Origin of the sequence: Micromonospora sp. NPDC047527, assembly GCF_040643015.1 — a bacterium.
Taxonomy (GTDB): Bacteria; Actinomycetota; Actinomycetes; order Mycobacteriales; family Micromonosporaceae; genus Micromonospora.
Window position 1 is genome coordinate 40882 of sequence record NZ_JBEYTK010000008.1, and the last position, 23043, is coordinate 63924.

Sequence of the window (23043 nt, forward strand, 5' to 3'; positions counted from 1 at the left end):
GCGAGCGGTCATCGGTGGTCACCCTGCTGTTCGACGGCGCGCTGCACCGCCCGGTAGATCTGCCCGAACCGTAGGGCGTCCGGAGTGCGCAGCAGCAACTGCTCCTGACCGTGGTGCTGCACCCACAGCTCGTGTACGTGGCTGCCGCGCTCGTAGGAGCGGTCCAGCCAGCCGAGGGGGATCTCCAGGAACGGGGTCAGCGCCAGCGCCCCCACCGCGCAGGCGGCGAGGATGATCAGCGCCAACTGCCAGTTGCCCCTGTCCTGTGCGGACCAGGCCAGCGAGAGCACGCACACCACCGCGACCAACGGCGGCAGCGACAGCAGCAGGACCAGCACACCGCGACCCAGCACCCGGCCGCGCACCGCGAGGGTCTTGGCCCCCCGCGCGTGCCAGACGAACGTCACGTCGGACAGGGCGATCACATGGCCACCGGCCCGGATCGACTCGGAGGTCACCTGCACCGCGTCGTCCCGGTAATAGAGGGTCATCACTAAGCCTAACCGCCGGTGGTCAAACCCGCACCGTCCGTTGTGCGTCAGGATGGCGCCGACGGGGGGCGGCCTCCCGCCTGACACGTGGCGGGCCTCCGGCGTGATTCGTCTACGACATCAGCTCCAAAGGTGCTGAGGGGCACCACCTCCGCCCCGCGCTGACACACCCGGGCTCAGGGGTGCGCGGCCAACGGCACACGGTCGGGCCCGTAAGGCCGTAGCCGAGGCAATGTGTGGATCTACGGCTCGGATGCGAGCGCGCCTGGCCGCGGCCTGCTGCCGGTCGAGCCGGGCTCCGACCGGGTTCCGACCGGGTTCCCTCCGGGCTAGCGGCGGGCGGCGGGTCGGGCGGCGGGTTGGCTCTGCTCGACGGCGCGCTGCAACGCACGGTAGATCTGACCGAAGCGCAGCGCGTCGCCGGTGCGCAGCAACCGCACCGGGTGGCCCCGCCAGCGGGCCCAGATCTCCAGCTGCCGGCTGCCCCTGGCGTACGAGCGGTCCAGGTGTTCGAAGAGGAAGTCGGCGACCGGGCCCACGGCGAGGCCGACCAGCACCGAGGCGCCGACGATCGCGATCGTCACGGTGGGTGAGCGGTGCAGCCAGACGGCCACGCCGATGCCGAGCACGGCCGCGACCAGTGGGCCGGCCAGCGCCGCGCCGATCGCCCCCCGACCGACGAGCACCCGCCAGGAACGGCTGCCCCGGCGATGCCAGACCATGGTGATTTCGGCCAGGGGGTAGCTGCGGCCGTCGACCCGGACGGCGGTGGACGTTACCTCTACCGACTTGTCGTCGTAATACGTGACCATGGCTGGCCTCCCGCCTGCGGGGCTGACACCACACTACTTGCCCAAACGAGCCGGGTCGTAAGGTTGGCACGCGACTTCGACGAGGAAGTGAGGGCAGCGTGGGCGAGTTCGTTCGGCTGGAGACCAGGGACGGCATCGGCACCATCCGGCTGGAGCGGCCGCCGATGAACGCGCTCAACACCCAGGTGCAGGAGGAGTTGCGGGCCGCCGCGACGGCGGCCACCGCCGACCCCGAGGTCCGCGCCGTCATCGTGTACGGCGGTGAGAAGGTCTTCGCCGCGGGTGCGGACATCAAGCAGATGGCCGAGATGTCCTACGTGGACATGGCCGACCGGGCGGCAGCCCTGTCCAGCGCGCTCGGCGCGATCGCCCGGATCCCCAAGCCGGTGGTCGCGGCGATCACCGGGTACGCCCTCGGCGGCGGCTGCGAGCTGGCGCTGGCCTGCGACTGGCGGGTGGTGGCCGAGGACGCGAAGCTCGGCCAGCCGGAGATCAAGCTCGGCATCATCCCCGGTGCCGGCGGCACCCAGCGACTGGCCCGCCTGGTCGGCCCGGCCCGTGCCAAGGATCTGATCATGTCCGGGCGGATGGTGGACGCGCAGGAGGCGCTGCGGATCGGCCTGGCCGACCGGGTCGTCCCGGCCGCCGAGGTGTACGACGCGGCGGTAACGCTTGTCACGCCGTACCTCACCGGGCCTGTGCAGGCGCTGCGCGCGGCGAAGCTGGCGGTCGACGGCGGCCTGGACATGGACCTGAACTCGGGCCTGGCGTGGGAGAGCCAGCTCTTCGCGGCGCTGTTCGCGACCGACGACCGACGTGAGGGCATGGCGGCCTTCGTGGAGAAGCGCAAGCCCGACTTCACGGGCCGCTGACCGGGGTCGCTTCCACCCGCCGGGGCCACGGTCGGCGAGCCAGGTGACTGGTCGGTAACCTGTGATCCCGGCCACGGACGATGGGAGCGACATGACGGAGCGGATCGAGGGTCACGGCGGGGAGTTGGCGCTGGCGGCACTACGCGCGCACGGCGTACGGGAGATGTTCACGCTGTCCGGCGGGCACGTCTTCCCGCTCTACGATGCCGCGCACAAGAGCGACTTCCCGATCTACGACGTCCGGCACGAGCAGTCCGCGGTCTTCGCCGCCGAGGCGGTGGCCAAGCTCCAGCGCCGACCGGGCCTCGCCGTGCTCACCGCCGGTCCGGGCGTCACCAACGGCATCTCTGGCATGACCAGCGCCTTCTTCAACGCCTCCCCGGTGCTGGTGCTCGGAGGCCGGGCACCCGCGTTCCGCTGGGGCTCGGGCAGCCTCCAGGAGATGGACCATCTCCCGCTGGTCGCCCCGGTCACCAAGCACGCCGAGACGGTGTTCAGCACCGACGACATTCCGCGTGCGATCGGCGCGGCGCTCACGGCCGCGCTCACCCCGCACCGCGGCCCGGCGTTCCTCGACTTTCCGCTGGAGACGGTCTTCTCGGTCTCCGAGGCGGACGTGCCCGCGCCGGTCGGCGTCGACCCGGTCGAGCCGGACCCCGAGGAGGTCGGCCGGGCCGCGACGCTGATCGCCAGCGCGCAGCGACCGGTCATCATCGCCGGCTCGGACGTGTACGCCGGCGACGCGGTGGCGGCGCTGCGTGAGGCCGCCGAGGCGTTGCAGGTGCCGGTCTTCACCAACGGCATGGGCCGCGGCTCGCTGCCGCCGGAGCACCCGCTAGCCTTCGCCAAGGCCCGGCGGGCCGCGCTCTCCGGCGCCGACGTCGTCGTGGTGGTCGGCACCCCGCTGGACTTCCGGCTCAGCTTCGGTGACTTCGGCGACGCCAAGGTGGTGCACATCGTCGACGCGCCCACCCAGCGGGCGACGCACGTGCAGCCGGCCGTCGCCCCCGTCGGTGACCTGCGCCTGATCCTCTCCGCGCTGGCCGACCACGCCGGCGACCGGGCCGACCACACCGGTTGGATCGCCGACCTGCGTGCCGCCGAGGACGCGGCCAGGGCGCGGGACGCCGCCGAGATGGCCGCCGAGACCGACCCGATCCGCCCGGCCCGGATCTACGGCGAGCTGCGTCGGGTGCTGGCCCGGGACGCGATCACCATCGGCGACGGCGGTGACTTCGTCTCGTACGCCGGTCGGTACCTGGAGCCGGCGCAGCCCGGCACCTGGCTGGACCCGGGTCCGTACGGCTGCCTGGGCACCGGCATGGGCTACGCGATGGGCGCCCGGGTCAGCCACCCGGACCGGCAGATCTGCGTGCTGATGGGCGACGGCGCAGCCGGCTTCTCGCTGATGGACGTCGAGTCGCTGGTCCGCCAGAAGCTGCCGGTGGTGATCGTGGTCGGCAACAACGGCATCTGGGGTCTGGAGAAGCACCCGATGCGGGCCATGTACGGCTACGACGTGGCGGCCGACCTGCAGCCGGAGTTGCGCTACGACACGGTGGTCAGCGCGCTCGGCGGGGCGGGGGAGACCGTCGCCAAGGCCGCCGACCTGGGGCCGGCCCTCCAGCGGGCGTTCGACGCCGGCGTCCCGTACCTGGTCAACGTGCTCACCGACCCGACCGACGCGTACCCCCGGTCGTCGAACCTGGCCTGAGTCGCACCCGCCGCCGTCGCCCCTCAGCAGGGGCGACGGCGGCCCGCTCTTAGACCTCGGGTCGGTCGCCCTCGCGCGGCGGGTCACCGTCGCGGCGGCGCAGGTCGCCCTCTCTTCGGCGCAGATCTTCCTCCCAGCGGCGGAAGAGCTCCTCGTCCTGCTTCTTGGCGCGCTCCTGCACGGAGCGCAGGAACTCCGGGTCGTCGTCGGGGGCCAGCGGTCGGCGCTGGGCCGTGCCGCTGCCGCCCGGCCAGATCTTGCCGATGCCGTCGGCAGCACCGGGGCGGCGCGCCCGCCCGGCGACGAACCAGGCGATCGACCCGACCAGCGGGAAGAACAAGATGATCAGCACCCAGGCGATCCGGGGGAGGGTGCGGATCTGGTCCTCCTCGGCGGAGAGACAACTGATCAGCGCGCAGGCGGCGAGGACAACCTGTACCAGGAAAAGGAGTATGAACAGCCGGGCCATGCACCTATCATGGCGCACCGCGTCGCATCACCCCACTCCGTGCGTCGTCAGCACCACCCCCAGCAGTGCGAGCCCGACCGTGCCCAGCGCGACCAGGGGCAGGGTGCGACCGCCGGTGCGCGCCGCCCCGGTGCCGATGCTCCGGGGCCAACAGAGCGTGAGCACGGCTCCCCAGAGCAGGACGGCCACACCGGCGAGCAGCGCCCCGACCGGGCCGTCCTCGGACGCCAGCCGGACGGCGAGCGCGGTCACCACGGTCAGGGTCAGCAGGGTGCGCCGCCAGGCCAGGCGGGTCCGTTCCGGTTGCAGCCCCGGGTCGCGGATGACGCTCACCGCCCGCCGATCGCCCGGAGCAGCACCGCGATCACCAGCAGCACCGCGCCAGCGCCGACGGCGAGGGCGAGGACGGCGGGAAAGCGGGAGGCGGGCAACTCCTCGCCGAGCCGGATGGCCCGTTCGGTACGTGCCCAGTGGTCGACCGCGCGGACCGCGACGGCGGCGCCGAGCAGCAGCAGCGTGACCGCGATGGCCTCTCGCAGGTGGTTCACCGCCAGCGGTGGCAGGAACTGCGCTGCGGCCAACCCGCCACCGACCAGCGCCAGGCTGGTGCGCAACCAGGCCAGGAACGTCCGCTCGTTGGCCAGCGAGAACCGGTAGTCCGGTGTCTCGCCGACGGCGCGCAACTCCGCCGGGTCGAACCAACGCCTGATCGCCTGCCACACGCCGTCGATTATCCGCTTCCCATCCGCCTTAGCCTGGGCCGGTGACCGATATCGACGTGCTGACGCTGCGTGCCGCCTACGACAACCAACTCCGTCCGGAGATCCCCGACCCGGTTCCGGCCGGCGTGACGGTCGAGCGGGACGGCCCGCTGGTCCAGATCATCGGGCTCGACGCGGGCGGGTTCCTCACCTACCGCGACCTCGGCGGCCTGACCGGCGAGACGCTGGACGAGTTGATCGCCCGGCAGGTCGAGTTGTTCCGGCAGCGGGGCCAGTCGGTGGAGTGGAAGCTCAACGAGCACGACGAGCCGGCGGACCTGGCGGACCGCCTGCGCGCCGCCGGGTTCGTCGCGCAGGAGCGGGAGACCGTCGTGATCGGGCCGGTCGCGCCGCTGGCCGCCGCGCTGCCGGTCATCCCCGAGGGGGTACGCCTGCGTGAGGTGACGTCCCGGGAGGACCTGGAGCGGATCGCCGCCATGGAGGAGGAGGTGTGGCAGGAGGACCGCTCGCACCTGGTGACAGGGCTGGCCAAGGAGATCGACGCCGACCCGCACTCGATCACCGTGCTGGTGGCCGAGGCGGGCGGGACGGTCGTGAGCGCCGGCTGGGTGCGCTTTCCACCGAACACCGGGTTCGGCACGCTCTGGGGCGGCTCCACCCTGCCGCAGTGGCGCCGTAAGGGCATCTACCGGGCGCTTGTCACGTACCGGGCGCGGCTGGCCGACCAGCGGGGCCGGGCCCTGCTGCAGGTGGACGCGTCCGAGGACAGCCGGCCGATTCTGCAGCGGCTCGGCCTCGTCCCGGTCACGACCACCACGCCGTACGTCTACACTCCGTGATCATGGAGCAGCGGTTGACGGACGAGGAACGGCTGACCCTCAAGACAGGTGCCTTCGGTGCCGTCGCCCTGGTCGCCAACGCCGACCCCGGGATGCTGGCGGTGTTCCGGGAGAGCTTCGCCGCGTCCGGCGCGCTGGCCGGCGCCAGCGGGGTGGTGAAGGAGGCGCTGACCACCGGTCCGCTGCCCCGGCTGCCCCGTACGTCCCAGTTGGAGATCGAGTCGGTGGTGCTGCCGGCGCTCGGCCGGGCGATGCGGATCCTGCGGGAGAAGTCACCGGCGGATGTCGGGGCGTACCGGACGGTGGTGTTGACCGCAGCGGACCGGGTGGCCCGGGCGCACGACGGGGTCGCCCCGGCGGAGGCCGCCGTCATCGACCAGATCCGCGGCGCGCTGGCCGAGCCGGCCTGACCGCGCGGCTGTCGGTGAGCTGTGTCACTCTGAGTGCCCGAGAGCCGCAACTTACTGGCAGGTAACATTGCGCCGTGGGCAACTGCACAACAGTCCGCGGTTGACCGGGCGTCAGTAGACGCGCGAGGCTGCGGCCCAGACCGGGCGAGCCAATGGCAACACCACACAGGAGGGTCGTCGAAGCGCGATGAATATCGTCGTACTCGTCAAGCAGGTGCCTGATTCGGGCGCGGACCGCAACCTGCGCAGTGACGACAACACCGTCGACCGCGGTTCGGCGAACAACGTGATCAATGAGATGGACGAGTACGCCATCGAGGAGGCGCTGAAGATCAAGGAGGCGCACGGTGGCGAGGTCACGATCCTGACCATGGGTCCGGACCGGGCGACCGAGTCGATCCGCAAGGCGCTCTCCATGGGCCCGGACAAGGCCGTGCACGTGGTGGACGACGCCCTGCACGGTTCCTGCGCCGTGGCCACCTCGAAGGTGCTCGCCGCCGCGCTGGGTCAGCTCAACGCCGACCTCGTGATCTGCGGTGCGGAGTCCACCGACGGCCGGGTCCAGGTCATGCCGCACATGATCGCCGAGCGACTCGGCGTCGCGGCCCTCACCGGCGCCCGCAAGCTCACCGTCGACGGCGCCACGCTGACCGTCGAGCGGCAGACCGAGGAGGGCTACGAGGTGGTCACCGCCTCCACCCCGGCCGTGGTCTCCGTCTGGGACACCATCAACGAGCCGCGCTACCCGTCGTTCAAGGGCATCATGGCCGCCAAGAAGAAGCCGGTGCAGACGCTCTCGCTGGCCGACCTCGGCGTCGCGCCCAACGAGGTGGGCTTCGACGGCGCGACAAGCGCCGTCGTCGAGCACAGCAAGCGTCCGCCGCGCTCCGGCGGCGCCAAGATCACCGATGAGGGCGAGGGCGGCGTCAAGCTGGTCGAGTTCCTCGCCACCGAAAAGTTCGTGTGAGAGCGGGTCTGGACATGTCTGAGGTTCTCGTCGTCGTCGAAGCCACCAAGGAATTCGGCGTCAAGAAGGTCACCCTGGAGATGCTCACCATCGCCCGCGAGCTGGGCACGCCCAGCGCGGTCGTGCTCGGCGGCGCTGGCGCGGCCGAGGCGCTGAGCGCCAAGCTGGGCGAGTACGGCGCGGAGAAGATCTACGCCGCCGAGGGTGACGAGATCGACGGCTACCTGGTGGCCCCCAAGGCCACCGTGCTGGCCGAACTCGTCCAGCGGGTACAGCCGGCCGCCGTGCTGCTGGCATCGGCGCAGGAGGGCAAGGAGATCGCCGCCCGCCTCGCCGTCAAGCTGGACAACGGCATCCTGACCGACGTGGTCGGCCTGGCCGCCGACGGCACCGCCACCCAGGTCGCCTTCGCCGGTTCCGCCATCGTGAAGTCCAAGGTCACCAAGGGCCTGCCGCTGGTCACCGTCCGGCCCAACTCGGTCACCCCGAGCCCGGCCGCGGCCACCCCGGCGATCGAGCAGCTCACCGTGTCGGTCACCGACACCGACAAGCTGGCCAAGGTCGTCGAGCGGGTCGCCGAGCAGAAGGGCTCCCGCCCCGAGCTGACCGAGGCCGGCGTCGTCGTCTCCGGCGGCCGTGGTGTCGGCAACGCCGACAACTTCAAGCTGGTCGAGGAGTTGGCCGACCTGCTGGGCGGCGCCGTCGGCGCGTCCCGCGCGGCCGTCGACTCCGGGTTCTACCCGCACCAGTTCCAGGTGGGGCAGACCGGCAAGACGGTCTCCCCGCAGCTGTATGTCGCGCTCGGCATCTCCGGTGCCATCCAGCACCGGGCCGGCATGCAGACCTCGAAGACCATCGTCGCGGTCAACAAGGACGGCGAGGCGCCGATCTTCGAGCTGGCCGACTTCGGCGTGGTGGGCGACCTGTTCAAGATCGTCCCGCAGGCCGCTGAGGAGATCCGCAAGCGCAAGTGACGTTTCTGTCAACGACAAAGTGGCCGCCCGTCTCCGGGCGGCCACCTTGTCGTGGGGAGCTGATCGGCGGGCCGGGGAGCTGAGCCGGCCCGCCGATCAGCCCGTCAGGGTGCCCCTCAGCAGACTGTCGCCGGAGTGGGCGGGCTTGTTGTCGTACTGCTCGGCGGAGACGTCCACCACCGAGTAGGCACTCAGGTCGACGTTGGGTGGCAGCGGGAGCAGCGCGTCCGAACTCCCACCCAGGGTGCCGACCGAGAACATCTGCATCGTCGTCGGGTTGATGAGCCAGACCTCGTAGTACCCCGGCACGCTCGGGAGATTCGCCACGTGCAGATGTAGTTGGCCGCCATCGAGAACCCGGGCATCACCGGTGGCGGCCGGCGGCGTCGACCCGTACGCCGCCAGCGGCGCACTGGCCACCACAGCCGGTGTCGGCGCGGGCGCCGGATCGTCCGGCCGCAGCACGGACACCGTGCCCACCACCCCGACCGCCGCGGCGGCGGCCGCGGTCACCGCGGTGGCCGCCCAGCGCGACCAGCCGCGCCGACCGGCCCGTGACCTGCCGTTCGACCGGAGGCTGCCGGGGCCTTGCGCCGTACGCTCGGGCACTGGGTCGCTGATCGGCTGCTCCGGGGTCGGGCCGCTGATCGGCTGGTCAACGCTTTGCTGGCGGGGGGCCGTCGTCAGCGACGGCAGAGCCTGCGCCGCGCTGATCTCGGCCGCGATGCCCTGCCAGATGTGCTCCGGCGGGTCGGGCAGAGCAGACAGGCCCTGCGTCTCCGCACCGAGCCCGGCCACCTGCTGAAGGGCGGCCATCTCCACCCGGCAGTCCTCGCAGGTGTCGAGGTGGGTGCTGTCCCCGTTGTCCGCCTCGATCTCACCGAGCGCCAGAAAGACCAGCCGGTCGTGGTCCAGGTGCTGCACCGTCCACCTCCCATCTGCGTTTCAAGCTCGCCATGCCGCGTCGAATGTGACTCTTCACGGTGCCCAACGGCACGCCGGTCACCGTCGCTATCTGCTGGTGTGTCAGGTCGTCGTAGAAGGCCAGCTCCAGCATGCGTCGCTGGTCATCCGGGAGACGGGCCAGCTCGTCGGCGATCACCAGCCGGTCCACCACCCGATCCGGGTCGGGGCCGGTCTGTGTCGGCTCGGGCAGCTGCCGGACCGTCTCCACCACCCGGGTCTCCCGGGCCGACGCTCGCATCCGGTCGATCACCTTGCGTCGACCGATGCCGAGCAACCAGCCGACCAACGAACCCTTGGCCGGGTCGAAGGTGTCCCGCCCCAGCCAGGCGGCGACGAACGTCGCCTGGGTCACGTCCTCGGCGTCGGCACGGTTGGCCAGCATGGAGGTGGCCAGGTGGAGCACGGCGCGGCCATAGCGGTCGTACGTCTCGCGGAGCGCCACCTCGTCACCAGCGCGGAACCGGAGGGCCACGTCATCCACGTGGGGATCTGGATTCTCAGGTGGCGCCGTCATCGGGCAGCTCGCCTTCGATGGGGCATACCCGACTGTAGCTGCCACAGCCTGCGCCCCACTCTCCCGGTCGATGTCATCTCACCAGCTCTTCGTTCCGCGGGCCCGATTCGGATGCGGGCGAGGGCCACGAAAAAAAGTGCGTCCGGCGCGCATCCACCCGTCGCGTACCCGGCGTAACCCGTTCTGCAAGCCAAGCCTGACGAATCAGCAGTAATCACCAGGAGGCAGACAGATGCAGCTCTCGTACTTCCGTCGGTTCGCCGCGGGCGGCGCGGTCGCCGCGCTGGCCTTCGCCGGTGTCGGCGCGTTCACCGCCACCCCGGCGTACGCCGCCACGTCGAAGGTCTCCGTCGTGCACGGCATCCCGGACACCCCCGTCGACGTCTACGTCAACGGCGAGAAGACGCTGGACAACTTCAAGCCCGGTGACGTGGCCGGACCGTTGAACCTGGAGGAGGGCGAGTACGACATCGCCCTCACCAAGCCGGGTGAGCCGGTCGGCAGCGCGATTCTCAAGGTCGACAACGCGGCGGTGCCGGGCGGGGCGAACATCAGCATCGCCGCGCACCTCGACGCCGCCGGCCAGCCGAAGATCACCCCCTTCGTGAACGACGTCTCGAAGGTCGGCGCCGGCAAGGCCCGGCTGATCGTCCGGCACACCGCCGCCGCCCCGGCGGTGGACGTCCGGGCCGGCGGGACCCCGGTCTTCGAGGACCTGACCAACCCGAACGAGGCCAAGGGCGACGTCGACGCGGGCAGCGTGAAGGCGGACGTGGTGCTGGCCGGCACCGACACCGTGGCCATCGGCCCGGCGGACCTCAACCTCAAGGAGGGCACCGCGACCATCGTCTACGCGATCGGCTCCGCCGAGGGCAAGACCCTCGACGTGGTGGCCCAGACCATCACCGGCCTGCACTCCGCCCCGGGCGGCGTACCGAGCGGTGACGGTGGTCAGGCCAGCACGGGCGTGGACACCTGGTGGTACGTGCTCACCGGTGCCGGCGTACTCCTGCTGCTCGGTGGTGGGGTGCGGATGGCGACCGCGCGGACCGGTCGCCAGTGACGGTGCGCAACCGCGGCGCGTTGGCGGCCATGGCCGCCGGCGTTGCCGCGCTCACCGTCGCCACGCTGGTGGCCTGCGACTCCCAGCCGGCCGAGGACGTCGGCGCGCAGGAGGCGAGCGCGTTGGCCACCGCCACCGCAACCCCGCCGGCCACCGGGGGCATCCCGGTAGCCGCCGGTGACCTACCGGCCGGCGCGGAGGTCGTCCCGCCGGTCCGGCTGGTGATCCCGGACATCAACGTCACCGCCACTGTCAACGCGGTCGGCATCAACGAGCGGACCAACGAGTTCGAGGTGCCGCCCAGCGTCGACCAGATCGGCTGGTACCGCTACGGCCCTGGCCTGGAGGCGGACGCCGGCTCGGTGGTCATCGCCGGTCACGTGGACAGCGCCAAGCAGGGCAAGGGGGCGTTCTTCCGGCTCCGCGAGCTGGACCAGGGCGACACCCTCACCGCGACCGGCAGCGACGGCACGGCACGGCAGTACCGGGTCGTCGCCCGGGAGGAGTACGCCAAGACCAAGATCCCGTTGGACCGGTACTTCGCCCGCGACGGCGAAGCACGACTGACCCTGATCACCTGCGGTGGGCCGTTCGACGCAAAGGCCCGCAAGTACCGCGACAACATCGTCGTCACGGCGGTACCGGCCTGACCTGGCCCGACCGGCGTCGTGCCGGGGCGGGAGCATCTTCCCGCCCCGGCCGTGATGCTTCGCCGGCCGACCGGCATCCGGTCGCCGCCATGTCGGCCGTAGGCTGGGCGGTGATGGCTTACCTGGATCACGCGGCGACCACTCCGATGCTCGATGAGGCACTGGAGGCGTACGTCGCTACCGCCCGCGAGGTCGGCAACGCGTCCTCACTGCACGCGGAGGGTCGTCGTGCCCGTCGCCGGGTCGAGGAGTCGCGCGAGCGGGTCGCCGCGGTGCTGGGCGCCAGGCCGTCTGAGGTGATCTTCACCGGTGGCGGCACGGAGAGCGACAACCTCGCCGTCAAGGGCATCTTCTGGGCCCGCCGGGGCACCGGCTCCGACCGTCGGCGAGTGGTCTCCAGCGCTGTCGAACACCACGCGGTCCTCGACTCGGTCGACTGGCTGGCCGAGCACGAGGGCGCCGAGGTCGGATGGCTGCCACCGGACTCCGCCGGCCGGCTCGATCCGGAGGATCTGCGCGCCGAGCTGACCGCCCACGCCGACCGGGTGGCCGTGGTCACCGCCATGTGGGCCAACAACGAGGTCGGCACCGTGCAGCCGGTCGCCGAGCTGGCCGCCGTCGCCGCCGAGCACGGCGTACCGTTCCACACCGACGCCATCCAGGCGGTCGGCCAGGTGCCGGTCGACTTCGCCGCCAGTGGCGCCGCCGCGCTGACCGTCACCGGCCACAAGCTGGGCGGGCCGACCGGGGTGGGCGCGCTGCTGCTCGGCCGGGACGTCGCGGCCACTCCGCTGCTGCACGGCGGTGGTCAGGAACGCGACGTCCGGTCCGGCACGCTGGACACCGCCGGCATCGTCGCCTTCGCGGTCGCCGTCGAGACGGCGGTGAAGGGCCAGCAGGAGTACGCGGCCCGAGTGGCCGCGCTCCGCGACGACCTGATCGAGCGGGTCCGCCGGGCGGTGCCCGAGGTGATCTACAACGGTGACCCGACCGACCGGCTGCCCGGCAACGCGCACTTCTCCTTCCCGGGCTGCGAGGGCGACGCACTGCTGCTCCTGCTCGACGCGCAGGGCATCGCCTGCTCAACGGGTTCGGCCTGCTCGGCGGGGGTGGCGCAGCCCTCGCACGTACTGCTGGCCATGGGCGCAGACGACGACCGTGCCCGCTCCTCGTTGCGCTTCACGCTCGGCCACACCAGCACCCAGGCCGACGTGGACGCCCTCATCGCAGCCCTCCCGGCAGCGGTAGACCGAGCCCGCCGAGCAGCCTCCCCCCGAACCCCCCGCTAGCCCCGCCCCGCGCTGCGCTGCCTCGCGCTGCGCTGTCCCGCCTCGCGCTGCCCCGCCCCGCGCTGCCCCGCCCCGCTTCGCGTTGCCCCGCGCTGCTTCGCGTTGTCCCGCCCCGCGCTGTCCTGCGCTGTCCACCCTGGGCTGCGCTGCCCTGCCCCGCGCTGTCCACCCTGCCCTGCCCTGCCCCGCGCCGCGCTGCCCCGCTTGGCGCTGCCTGCGCTGCCCGCCCCGCCTCGCGCTCGCGCTGCCCGCCCCGCGCCGCCCTTCCGCGTGATCTTGCGCTTTCGGTCGCCCGTTCGTGACCTTCGCGGCTTATGTCCGGGCAGAAACTGCAAGATCGCGCGGGTCAGGGGCGTGGGGACGCGGTGGGGCGCGTCGATCATGGAGTTGTGGTGGGGGGCAGAAGGTGCCCATCGTCGCTTTTCAGGCACCACAACTCCATGATCGACGCGAGCACTGGGTGGGGCGAGGCGCGAGCCCGGGGTGGGGTGCGAGCCCGGGGTGGGGTGCGAGCCCGGGGTGAGGCGCGAGCTCGGGGTGGGGTGCGAGCCCGGGGCGGGGCGCGAGCCTCGGGTCGGGGTCGGGGTCGAGCCCTGGGTGAGGGCGGGCGCGCGCCTCGGGTGGGGCGGGCGCGCGCCTCGGGTGGGGCGGGGTGCGGCGCCCTGGGTGGCGGGACGGGGGCGGGGGTGGGGGTTGGAATGGGTTGGTGGATAGGGTTGTCGTGGGGGTTTGGGAGGGGGTTGCTGGTGAGGGTGTTGGCGGCTATGTCGGGCGGGGTTGACTCTGCCGTGGCGGCGGCGCGGGCGGCGGCGGCCGGGCACGACGTGACCGGCGTGCATCTGGCGCTGGCTCGCAATCCACAGACCTACCGGACCGGGGCGCGCGGTTGCTGCACCCTGGAGGATTCCCGGGACGCCCGGCGGGCCGCCGACGTGATCGGCATCCCGTTCTACGTCTGGGACATGGCCGACCGGTTCCACGAGGACGTGGTGGACGACTTCGTGGCCGAGTACGCCGCTGGTCGTACGCCGAACCCTTGTCTGCGCTGCAACGAGAAGATCAAGTTTGCCGCGGTGCTGGACCGGGCGGTGGCCCTGGGCTTCGACGCGGTGGTCACCGGCCATCACGCCCGGCTCGGCCCGGACGGGCTGCTGCGACGCAGCGTCGACGTGGCGAAGGACCAGTCGTACGTGCTGGCGGTTCTGACCCGCGAGCAGCTGGACCGGTCGATGTTCCCGCTCGGCGACTCGACGAAGGCGCAGGTCCGGGCGGAGGCCGCCGAGCGTGGTCTGGCGGTCGCCGACAAGCCGGACTCGCACGACATCTGCTTCATCGCGGACGGCGACACCCGCGGTTTCCTGGCCGGCAGGCTCGGCGAGGCACCCGGCGACGTGGTGGACGCGAGCACCGGCGCGGTCGTGGGCAGCCACACCGGCGCGTACGCGTACACGGTGGGTCAGCGGCGCGGGCTGCACCTGGACCGGCCGGCGCCGGACGGCCGGCCGCGTTACGTGCTCTCCATCACGCCGAAGACCAACACGGTGACGGTCGGCCCCGCCGAGGCGCTGGAGGTGTCCCGGGTGCGGGCCACCCGCCCGGTCTGGACCGGCGGCCCCCGTCCGGACTCGCCGGTCGAGTGCGAGGTGCAGCTGCGCGCGCACGGGGACGTGGTGCCCGCGACCGTCGACCTCGACGGTGACACGTTCCACGCCGAGCTGCGCCGGCCGGTGCGCGGTGTCGCCGCCGGTCAGGCCGTGGTGGCGTACCGGCCGGATCCGGCTGGCGACGTGGTCCTGGGCTCCGCCACCATCAGCGGCTGACCTGTCGCACGGTCGCCGCGTGGTCGGCGCGTACACCGGGATAGCCTTCGGCCGTGACAGATCAGGCGTGGCCCTGGCCGGCTGGCGCGGCGACCGGCATCGGTTCGCTGCCCGGCACCGACATCGCCGAGGCCCAACGGGTGGTCCTCGGTGAGCTTCCCGCACTGCCCCACCTTCCCGAGCTGCCAGCGCGCGGGCCCGGCGCCGACCTGATCGGCCGCACCGCCGGGCTGCTGGTGGAGTTGCCCGTCGAGCTGTACGCCGGGCGTTGGCGCGTCGCCCCGCGCTCCGGCCGCGACCTGCGCCGGGCCCGGGACCTGATGGAACGTGACCTGGACCAGCTCGGCGAGCAGGCCGAGGCGTACGCCGGCCCGGTCAAGGTGCAGGCCGGCGGCCCGCTCACCCTGGCCGCCGCGCTGGAACTGCCGATCGGCGGTCGGTTGCTGCGTGACCCCGGCGCTGTGCGTGACCTCGCCGGCTCCCTCGCCGAGGGGCTGCGCGCCCACGTCGCGGCGGTCGCCCGACGGCTGCCCCGCGCGTCGGTCCTCCTGCAACTCGACGAGCCGTCGCTGCCGACTGTGCTGGCCGGGCGGGTGCCGACCGAGAGCGGGCTGGGCGCGTACCGGGCGGTGGATTCGGCGGACGCGGCCGCGCTGCTGCGCACGATCATCGAGACGGTCGGCGTGCCGACCGTGGTGCACTGCTGCGCACCGGAGGTGCCGCTGGAGCTGATCCGCTCCACCGGCGCCGTCGCGGTCGCCCTGGACCTGGGCCTGATCACCGAGCTGGACCCGCTGGGCGAGGCGATCGACGCTGGCCTCGGGCTGCTGGCCGGGGCCGTGCCGACGCTGCCGCCGTCGGCCGGCCCGGCGCCGACCTCCGCACAGGTCGCCGATCGGGTACGCCAGCTCTGGGACCGTCTCGGCTTTCCCCGTCGGCAGCTCGCTGAGCAGGTGGTCATCACGCCGGCCTGCGGCCTCGCCGGTGCCAGTGACAGGTACGCCCGGACGGTGCTCGCCGCCTGCCGGGACGCGGGCCGGCGACTCGCCGAGAGCTGACGTTTCCTGTCGTACCCAGTGGGCAGGATGATTGTCATGATTGGACAGCTACGTTCAGTGGTGATCGACTGCCCCGATCCGCGGGCGCTGGCCGCGTTCTACGCGGAGCTGCTCGGCCTGCCCCTGGTCGAGGGCGACACCGATGACGACGAATGGGTGGTGCTGGGCGGCCCGCCTGGGCACCAGCCCCGACTGGCGTTCCAGCGGGCGCTCAACCTGCGCCCGCCGGCCTGGCCGGATCCGGAGCGTCCACAGCAGTTCCACCTGGATGTGACGGTCGACGACGTCGAGGCCGCCGAGAAGGCGGCGCTCGCGCTCGGTGCCCGCCGGCTGCCGGGCGAGGGTGAGGGCTTCCGGGTCTACGCCGACCCGGCCGGCCACCCGTTCTGCCTCTGCTGGGACTGACCCGCGCGGGGGTTGCGGCAGTCGGGCATCATTGGCCGCCGTGACCCCTACCCCCGCGCTGCGCGCCTCTGGTTCGCTCTTCGGCCTCGCCTACGGTGACGCGTTGGGCAAGCCGACCGAGTTCCTCACCGTCGCGGAGATCGAGCACCGCTACGGCCCCGCCGGCCCGCGTGAGCTGACCGGCGAGCCGGCGCTGGTCACCGACGACACCCAGATGGCACTGGCGGTGGGCTGGGCGCTGCACGAGTCACCGTCGCTTCACCCCGAGGCGGTGGAGCCGCTGCTGCGAGAGCGTTTCGTGGCCTGGTCGGTCAGCCCCGACAACAACCGTGCCCCGGGGATGACCTGCCTACGGGCGTGCGCCGAGCTGGGTCGCGGGCTGCGCTGGCAGGAGGCGACCGTCGCCGGGTCGAAGGGGTGCGGGGCCAACATGCGGGTCACCCCGGTCGGGCTGCTCGACGTCGACCTGGACACGCTTGCCGGGTTGGCCCAGTTGCAGGCCGGGCTGACCCACGGCCACCCGACCGGGTTGGCGGCCAGTGAGCTGACCGCGTACGCGGTCTACGTGCTGCGCGACGGCGCCGCGCTGGCCGAGCTTCCGGTGCTGCTCACCGAGCGGGCGCGGTCGCAGCGCCGGGTGTACCGGGAGGAGTGGCTGGGTGACCTCTGGCAGCGCGCGGGGGTGGGCACGCCGCAGGAGTTCATCGCCCAGGGTTGGGACGAGTGCCTGGCGGTGCTGGGCCGGCTGACGACCGCCCTGGGCGAGCCGGATGACGGCGGCGACCCGTGCCGGGCCACGGGGGAGGGCTGGGTGGCCGAGGAGGCGCTGGCCACCGCGCTGCTCTGCGCCGTCCGCCACGCCGACGACCCGGTGGCGGCCCTGGCCCGGGGTGCCACCACCGCCGGTGACTCCGATTCGATCGCCGCCCTGGCCGGCGCCTTCGTGGGTGCGGTCGCCGGGATGAGCGCCTGGCCGTCGGGGTGGGCCGACCGGATCGAGTACGCCGACCAGCTCGCCACGCTTGGCGCGGCCTGGGACTGACCCTTTGCGGCCGACCCCGCAGCGGCGCCCGGCGTGATCCACTCGCTTTCCTGGAAGTCGGGGTGTTCCTGGATCGCGGACACCCCGACTTCCGGGAACCGGAGTCGATCACGGCCAGGGGGTCGTCCCACGAGCGTGGTCAGCCGGTGGGCAGGTGGCGAAGGCCGCGAACCTTGCGCCACAGGCCGGCGTCGCAGGTGCCGGCGCGGTCGGCGAAGGCGGCAGCGCTGATCCGGGTCGGCTCGGTGAGGCTCAGGTAGCTGTCGTGCTCGGCACCGGGATCCCAGTCCCGGGTGGGGATCCGCACATGGTCGTCGCGGTCACTCTTGTCCTGGCTGGTGATCTTCAGGACGTCGGCGCCCCGGGAGTCGGCCCGCAGCACCAGGCACGGCCGGACCTTCGACCCGGTGCCATCGGCGTACGGCACGTCGGCCCACCAGATCTCACCCGGCGCCGGCGTGCCCACCGCACGGTCGGCGTCGCGGGACCGGGGCCTGGTAGCCGGACGGTCGCCGCGCGGCCGGGGCGGCGCGGGCCGACGGCCACCGGTACGCGATGTGGCGCCCTTGCCCGGCCGGGTCCCCGGGCGCCGGTTGGCCACGCGGTGTCGCCAGCTGTTCCACGCCCAGCCGGCCGCCACGGCCAGCAGGATTGCCGCCGCCCAGAGCAGTGCCTCGGGCATCGCCACCTCCGCCTCAGGGCGGCACGCCGGCCGCTTCGTCCGGCGATCCTCGCACGCCGACCAGCACGTCGCCCGTCAACCACCCGGCCGGTGGGCGGTGGCGGTGGGCGACGGACTGTCTCACCCGCCGGATACCGTGCCTTAGTAGCGTGACCAGGGAGGTGGCGGCGTGTCCGAAGGTGGTGGAGTGTCCGAGGAGCAGATCGGCCAGCAGGTCAGCGCGGCGCAGGAGGCGGCGGCCGGCGCCGAGCCCACGCCGCAGGCGCGGGAGCGGCACGCCACCCTCAGCCGCGAGCTGACCGAGCACCAGTACCGCTACTACGTGCTGGACGCGCCGATCGTTGCCGACGCCGAGTTCGACAAGCAGTTGCGCGAGCTGGAGGCGTTGGAGGGGGAGTTCCCGGCGCTGCGCACGCCCGACTCGCCGACCCAGCGGGTGGGCGGCACGTTCTCCACCGACTTCACCCCGGTCTCGCACGCCGAGCGGATGCTCTCGCTGGACAATGCCTTCGCCGACGAGGAGTTGGCGGCCTGGGCCGAGCGGGTCGAGCGGGACGCGGGCGGGCCGGTGCCCTACCTCTGCGAGTTGAAGGTCGACGGGCTGGCGATCAACCTGACCTACGAGGCCGGCCGGCTGGTCCGGGCGGCCACCCGGGGTGACGGTCGCACCGGCGAGGACGTCACCGCCAACGTGCGGAGCATCCGGGACGTGCCCAGCCAGCTCACGCCGTCCGCCGAGTTCCCGGCCATTCCCGAGCTGCTGGAGGTCCGGGGCGAGATCTACTTCCCGATCGCCGCGTTCGCCGATCTCAACGCCGGCCTGGTCGAGCAGGGCCGGGCCCCGTTCGCCAACCCGCGCAACGCCGCCGCAGGCAGCCTGCGGCAGAAGGACCCTCGGGTCACCGCCTCCCGTCCGCTGCGCCTGGTGGTGCACGGCATCGGCGCCCGCCGGGGCTTCCAGCCCACGGCCCAGTCCGAGTCGTACGCGGCGCTCAAGGCGTGGGGGCTGCCCACCAGCGACCGGTGGCGGGTCGTGCCGGATCTGGCTGGCGTGGCGGAATACATCGCCTACTACGCGGCGCACCGGCACGACGTCGAGCACGAGATCGACGGCGTGGTGGTCAAGGTCGACCCGGTCTCCATCCAGGGCCGGCTCGGCTCGACCAGCCGCGCCCCCCGCTGGGCGATCGCCTTCAAGTACCCGCCGGAGGAGGTCACCACCAAGCTGCTCGACATCGACGTCAACGTGGGCCGCACCGGCCGGGTCACACCGTTCGCCGTTCTAGAGCCGGTGCGGGTGGCCGGCTCCACCGTGGCGCTCGCCACCCTGCACAACGCCCGCGAGGTCGAGCGCAAGGGTGTGCTGATCGGCGACACGGTGGTGCTGCGCAAGGCCGGCGACGTGATTCCCGAGGTGCTCGGCCCGGTGGTCGACCTGCGGCCGTCCGACGCCCGGCCGTTCGTCATGCCGACCACCTGCCCGGCCTGCGGCACCCCGCTGGCGCCGGCCAAGGAGGGCGACATCGACATCCGGTGCCCCAACACCCGCAGCTGCCCGGCCCAGCTCCGGGAGCGGGTCTTCCACCTCGCCGGGCGCGGCGGGTTCGACATCGAGGTGCTCGGCTACAAGGGCGCGGCGGCGCTACTGGACGCGGAGATCATCGCCGACGAGGGCGACCTCTTCCAGCTCGACGCCGACCAGCTGTCCCGGTCCCCGTTCTTCGTCAACAAGGACGGCAGCCTCGGCTCCAACGCGGTCAAGCTGCTCGACAATCTGGCCGTCGCCCGGGAACGCGACCTGTGGCGGGTGCTGGTGGCGCTGTCCATCCGGCACGTCGGCCCCACCGCGGCCCAGGCGCTGGCCCGGCACTTCCGCTCGATGGACGCCATCGACGCCGCCACCGAGGAGGAGCTGTCCTCGGTCGACGGGGTCGGGCCGACCATCGCGGCCAGCATCCGCGAGTGGTTCGCGGTGGACTGGCACCGCGAGGTGGTCCGCAAGTGGGCCGACGCGGGCGTACGGATGGCCGAGGAGGCCGTCGACGAGGGGCCGCGCCCGCTGGAGGGCTTGACGGTCGTGGTGACCGGCACGCTCGCCGGCTTCTCCCGCGACCAGGCAGCCGAGGCCGTGCAGAGCCGGGGCGGCAAGGTCAGCGGGTCGGTCTCCAAGAAGACGGGCTTCGTCGTCGTGGGGGACAACCCCGGGTCCAAGGCCGACAAGGCGGCCAGTCTCAAGGTGCCGGTGCTCGACGAGGACGGGTTCCGGGTGCTGCTGGACGCGGGGCCGGATGCCGCGCGAGAGGTCGCCCAGGTGCAGGGCTGACCTCGACGCGACGGGTGGCCGCGCATACCAACTTAATTACGACTACGACCGATTCGTGACTGTCATACCGGGAAACCCGGGGCTGAGGGCGTTTCATTGGGTCACGGCGTGCTCACCGGCGCGTCGACCGTCGGTCGGGAGGTGTGATGGAGGTCGCCGACCCCCGTAACTCCCTCCCGCCTGGGCGGGTGGCGCCGTTCGCCGCCTTCGTCGTCGGCATCCTGACGGTCGCGGCGCTGACCGCCGCCGGTCCACTCACGACGCTCTCCGACGAGCTGTCCCGACTGCCGGTGGCGTTCTGGACGATGGCCGCGCTCGCCGTGGTGTGCGACGCGCGCCCGTTCGTCCCTCCGGGGCGCCGGCAGTCCTCCGCGGTCTTCCCGTCCACCTGCTTCACCTTCGCGATCCTGCTCGGCTGGGGGCTCGGCCCGGCGGTGGCGGTGCAGGCGCTGGGCGTGGTCGTCTCGGGCTGGCGGATGCGCCACGCACCGTGGCGGACGGCGTTCAACGTCGGCCAGTACGCCTGCGCCCTCGCCGCCGCGTACGGGATCATCCAGCTCGGTCCGGGCCCGATCTTCGCGGGCGGGCACCTGCACTGGCCCGACATGGCCGCTGTCGGCGGCGCCACGGTGGCCTGGTTCCTGGTCAACTACGGGCTGGTCAGCTGGGCGGTGCGGCTGCGCTTCGGCGACCGGTGGTGGCCCACCGTCCGGCAGGGCCTCGGTTTCGAACTGCTCTCCACCGGCTCGCTGCTGCTGCTTGCCCCGGTGCTGGTCGCGGCGGCCCGCCTCAGCGCGGCGCTGATCCCGCTGGTGCTGGTGCCGCTCTTCGCCGTGTACCGGATGGCCCGGTTGACCGTCGAGCAGCAGCACCTCGCCGCCTCCGACCCGCTCACCGGGCTGCCCAATCGCAAGGCGCTGCTGGCCGAGGTGGCCGAGCAGGTGCACCTGCACGCCGAGCGGACCGCCCGGGGCGAACCCGGCGGGCATCTGGCGCTGCTGCTCATCGACCTGGACCGTTTCAAGAACGTCAACGACGCGCTCGGGCACGCGGTGGGTGACCGGCTGTTGGTAGAGGTCAGCGCCCGGCTCACCGACGTCGACCCCCGCCCGCAGATGATCGCCCGACTGGGTGGGGACGAGTTCGCCATCGTGATGACCGGGCTGACCGACGTCAGTCAGGCGCGTGACCTGGCCGACCGGGTGGTCCGGGCCCTGGCCGAGCCGGTGCCGCTGGACGGGCTGCCGTTGGACGTGGGCGGCTCGATCGGGATCGCCCTCTTCCCCGAGCACGGCGAGGACTTCGCCACCCTGATGCGGCACGCCGACGTGGCGATGTACGACGCCAAGCACCGCAACGACACGGTGGCCGTCTACGCACCGGAGTCCGACCACAACTCGGCCGAGCGTCTCGGCCTCCTCGCCGACCTGCGTCGGGTGCTGGAATCCGGCCCGCCGGCCGACGAGACTCTCGACGCCGCCGCACCGGAGCAGCGCGACCCCATCGATGCCGCGTCCGCGGGCCATACCGCGTCGGCGGGGCAGGTCGCGTCGTCGGGCCATACCGCGTCGTCGGGGCACGCCGCGTCGGAGGGACAGGTCGCGTCGGCGGGACAGGTCGACCGGGAGGCCGGGCCGGGCGGGTCGACCGAGTCGGTCGGCTCCGAGCGGGCGACTGACGTACCCATCGTCGCCCCGGCCGAGGTGCGCGGCGGTGACGGCGCGGCGCTGCCCACCGGTGCGGAGGCCGCGCCGCACCCGGCGCCGGCGATTGCCGCGACGCCGACGACCGGCGGGCGCTGGTGGGGTCGCCGCCGGCGCTCGGGCGCTGAGTTGGCGCACGCTGACGAGCTGATCAAGCAGATCGCCACCGGCGCCGACCCGATCCGCGGCCGGAACGCCCGCGCCACGGTCCCCGGCACGCGCCCCGGTTTATCTCGGGACCGACGTGTCAGCGGGCAGGGGCGACGGTCACCGAGCGGCGGCGCGGGGCCGACGCCGCGTGGCGGCCGTGCGGGGCACGGCGGCGGGTCCGGCCCCGCCGACCAGCCGCTCGGGTCGACCGGGTGGGCGCACGACGGCGAGCCGGCCGACGACGCCGGTGAGATCACGATGTACTACCAGCCCCAGATCGCCATCGCGACCGGCGAGGTGGTCGGTGTCGAGGCGCTGCTGCGCTGGCGGCACCCGCGCCGGGGGATGGTCGACCCGGAGGAGCTGATCCGGGTCGCCGAGCAGAGCGCGGTGATGCGGCTGCTCACCCGGCGGGTGGTGGACGACGTGGTGGAGCAGCTCGCCAAGTGGTCGGCGGCCGGCATCGGGCTGCGCGCGGCGCTGAACGTGAGCGTGCGGGACCTGCACACCGGGGAGATCGCCGACCAGATCGCCGACCGGCTGACCCGCTACGGGGTGCCGGCCGAGCGGCTGCAACTGGAGATCACCGAGGGTGCCCTGATGGCCGACCCGCGCCGGGTGCTGGCCACCATCTCCAGGCTGCACAAGATCGGGGTGGCCATCGCGCTGGACGACTTCGGCACCGGGTATTCGTCTCTGCAACACCTGCGCCGGTTGCCGCTGTCGGAGGTGAAGGTGGACCGGTCGTTCGTGCTCGGCATGGCCGATGACGCCGACGACGCGGCGATCGTCCGGTCGATGATCGAGCTGGCCGGCGCGCTGGGGCTGCGGGTCGTCGCCGAGGGCGTGGAGGACGAGCGGACCTGGCGGATGCTGCACGCCGCCGGCTGCGACGCCGCGCAGGGCTGGTTCTACGCCCGCCCGATGCCCGCCGAGGAGTTGGTCACCTGGCTGGCCCGGTACCGGCCGGTCCGTCCGAGCAGCGGTCCCACCGAACCGGACGCCGGTCGCCGCCCGACCCGCTGACTCGCCCGCCGGCACGGCACGCCGGCTGACGGAGGGGGAGTGGGGGACGCGCCGCCGGAGCGGAACAATAGACTCGCTCCGG

At 72.8% G+C, this 23043-nt stretch carries 23 protein-coding genes; 15 read left to right on the forward strand and 8 right to left on the reverse strand.

What is annotated here, in order from left to right; translation table 11 throughout:
- Positions 1-8 precede the first annotated feature (8 nt).
- Entirely contained in the window at positions 9-491 is a 483-nt protein-coding gene (locus ABZ808_RS25905; RefSeq protein WP_355593503.1) for a DUF6232 family protein, read from the reverse strand.
- 329 nt (positions 492-820) lie between these two features.
- Positions 821-1303 carry a DUF6232 family protein gene (locus tag ABZ808_RS25910; RefSeq protein ID WP_357011298.1) on the reverse strand — a complete coding sequence of 161 codons (483 nt, stop codon included), beginning with the start codon at positions 1301-1303 and terminating at the stop codon, positions 821-823.
- Between the two features lie 98 nt (positions 1304-1401).
- On the opposite strand from ABZ808_RS25910, the gene ABZ808_RS25915 reads away from it, so the two are divergent.
- Together ABZ808_RS25915 and ABZ808_RS25920 are read left to right on the forward strand one after the other, a co-directional pair.
- Positions 1402-2175: an enoyl-CoA hydratase-related protein gene (locus tag ABZ808_RS25915; protein ID WP_357011300.1), complete on the forward strand. Its 774-nt coding sequence runs from the start codon at positions 1402-1404 to the stop codon at positions 2173-2175.
- Between the two features lie 91 nt (positions 2176-2266).
- On the forward strand, positions 2267-3889 hold the full coding sequence (locus tag ABZ808_RS25920) for an acetolactate synthase (protein WP_357011302.1): 1623 nt from the start codon (positions 2267-2269) through the stop codon (positions 3887-3889).
- Between the two features lie 49 nt (positions 3890-3938).
- Here the strand turns inward: ABZ808_RS25920 and ABZ808_RS25925 are convergent, their stop codons facing one another.
- Genes ABZ808_RS25925 through ABZ808_RS25935 form a run of 3 tightly spaced genes read right to left on the reverse strand, consistent with a single transcriptional unit; the run spans position 3939 to position 5080 of the window.
- Positions 3939-4358 (reverse strand): PLD nuclease N-terminal domain-containing protein, encoded by a 420-nt coding sequence (locus ABZ808_RS25925; protein ID WP_357011304.1) that lies wholly within the window; start codon positions 4356-4358, stop codon positions 3939-3941.
- A 27-nt stretch (positions 4359-4385) separates the two neighbouring features.
- Positions 4386-4691, reverse strand: a complete 306-nt coding sequence (locus ABZ808_RS25930; protein ID WP_357011306.1) for a DUF202 domain-containing protein — start codon at positions 4689-4691, stop codon at positions 4386-4388.
- Entirely contained in the window at positions 4688-5080 is a 393-nt protein-coding gene (locus ABZ808_RS25935) for a DUF202 domain-containing protein (protein WP_357011308.1), read from the reverse strand. The genes ABZ808_RS25930 and ABZ808_RS25935 overlap by 4 nt, the downstream gene beginning before the upstream one ends.
- 41 nt (positions 5081-5121) lie before the next feature.
- Here ABZ808_RS25935 and ABZ808_RS25940 point away from each other — a divergent pair, with 41 nt between their 5' ends.
- The 4 genes from ABZ808_RS25940 to ABZ808_RS25955 all read left to right on the forward strand — a co-directional run bounded on the left by ABZ808_RS25940 (position 5122) and on the right by ABZ808_RS25955 (position 8270).
- Positions 5122-5919 carry a GNAT family N-acetyltransferase gene (locus tag ABZ808_RS25940; protein WP_357011310.1) on the forward strand — a complete coding sequence of 266 codons (798 nt, stop codon included), beginning with the start codon at positions 5122-5124 and terminating at the stop codon, positions 5917-5919.
- Positions 5916-6329: a hypothetical protein gene (locus tag ABZ808_RS25945; RefSeq protein ID WP_357011313.1), complete on the forward strand. Its 414-nt coding sequence runs from the start codon at positions 5916-5918 to the stop codon at positions 6327-6329. Before ABZ808_RS25940 ends, ABZ808_RS25945 begins: the two co-directional genes overlap by 4 nt.
- Positions 6330-6516: 187 nt before the next feature.
- Positions 6517-7296 (forward strand): electron transfer flavoprotein subunit beta/FixA family protein, encoded by a 780-nt coding sequence (locus ABZ808_RS25950; protein WP_357011315.1) that lies wholly within the window; start codon positions 6517-6519, stop codon positions 7294-7296.
- Between the two features lie 14 nt (positions 7297-7310).
- Complete coding sequence (locus ABZ808_RS25955) at positions 7311-8270, forward strand: electron transfer flavoprotein subunit alpha/FixB family protein (protein WP_357011317.1); 960 nt, start codon at positions 7311-7313, stop codon at positions 8268-8270.
- A gap of 96 nt (positions 8271-8366) precedes the next feature.
- On the opposite strand, the gene ABZ808_RS25960 is transcribed toward ABZ808_RS25955, so the two are convergent.
- Together ABZ808_RS25960 and ABZ808_RS25965 are read right to left on the reverse strand one after the other, a co-directional pair.
- Complete coding sequence (locus ABZ808_RS25960; RefSeq protein ID WP_357011319.1) at positions 8367-9194, reverse strand: anti-sigma factor; 828 nt, start codon at positions 9192-9194, stop codon at positions 8367-8369.
- Positions 9148-9750 (reverse strand): sigma-70 family RNA polymerase sigma factor, encoded by a 603-nt coding sequence (locus ABZ808_RS25965; protein ID WP_357011321.1) that lies wholly within the window; start codon positions 9748-9750, stop codon positions 9148-9150. Before ABZ808_RS25965 ends, ABZ808_RS25960 begins: the two co-directional genes overlap by 47 nt.
- 232 nt (positions 9751-9982) lie before the next feature.
- On the opposite strand from ABZ808_RS25965, the gene ABZ808_RS25970 reads away from it, so the two are divergent.
- The 7 genes from ABZ808_RS25970 (at position 9983) to ABZ808_RS26000 (ending at position 17077) form a co-directional block, all read left to right on the forward strand.
- Positions 9983-10813, forward strand: coding sequence for a DUF4397 domain-containing protein (locus tag ABZ808_RS25970; protein ID WP_357011323.1), 831 nt, complete (start codon positions 9983-9985; stop codon positions 10811-10813).
- Positions 10810-11463: a class F sortase gene (locus ABZ808_RS25975; protein ID WP_357011325.1), complete on the forward strand. Its 654-nt coding sequence runs from the start codon at positions 10810-10812 to the stop codon at positions 11461-11463. The genes ABZ808_RS25970 and ABZ808_RS25975 overlap by 4 nt, the downstream gene beginning before the upstream one ends.
- Positions 11464-11576: 113 nt before the next feature.
- Positions 11577-12752, forward strand: coding sequence for a cysteine desulfurase family protein (locus ABZ808_RS25980; RefSeq protein ID WP_357011326.1), 1176 nt, complete (start codon positions 11577-11579; stop codon positions 12750-12752).
- 746 nt (positions 12753-13498) lie between these two features.
- Positions 13499-14572: a tRNA 2-thiouridine(34) synthase MnmA gene (mnmA, locus tag ABZ808_RS25985; protein ID WP_357011328.1), complete on the forward strand. Its 1074-nt coding sequence runs from the start codon at positions 13499-13501 to the stop codon at positions 14570-14572.
- Positions 14573-14625: 53 nt separating this feature from the next.
- A complete protein-coding gene (locus tag ABZ808_RS25990; protein ID WP_357011330.1) occupies positions 14626-15630 on the forward strand; it encodes a methionine synthase in 1005 nt (334 codons plus the stop codon).
- 36 nt (positions 15631-15666) lie between these two features.
- Positions 15667-16035, forward strand: a complete 369-nt coding sequence (locus ABZ808_RS25995; protein WP_357011332.1) for a VOC family protein — start codon at positions 15667-15669, stop codon at positions 16033-16035.
- A 31-nt stretch (positions 16036-16066) separates the two neighbouring features.
- Entirely contained in the window at positions 16067-17077 is a 1011-nt protein-coding gene (locus ABZ808_RS26000; protein ID WP_357011334.1) for an ADP-ribosylglycohydrolase family protein, read from the forward strand.
- Positions 17078-17216: 139 nt separating this feature from the next.
- On the opposite strand, the gene ABZ808_RS26005 is transcribed toward ABZ808_RS26000, so the two are convergent.
- Entirely contained in the window at positions 17217-17759 is a 543-nt protein-coding gene (locus ABZ808_RS26005; RefSeq protein WP_357011336.1) for a type II toxin-antitoxin system PemK/MazF family toxin, read from the reverse strand.
- 187 nt (positions 17760-17946) lie between these two features.
- On the opposite strand from ABZ808_RS26005, the gene ligA reads away from it, so the two are divergent.
- Entirely contained in the window at positions 17947-20082 is a 2136-nt protein-coding gene (gene ligA / locus ABZ808_RS26010) for an NAD-dependent DNA ligase LigA (protein WP_357011339.1), read from the forward strand.
- Between the two features lie 146 nt (positions 20083-20228).
- A complete protein-coding gene (locus ABZ808_RS26015; RefSeq protein ID WP_357011341.1) occupies positions 20229-22961 on the forward strand; it encodes a bifunctional diguanylate cyclase/phosphodiesterase in 2733 nt (910 codons plus the stop codon).
- Positions 22962-23043: the final 82 nt, after the last annotated feature.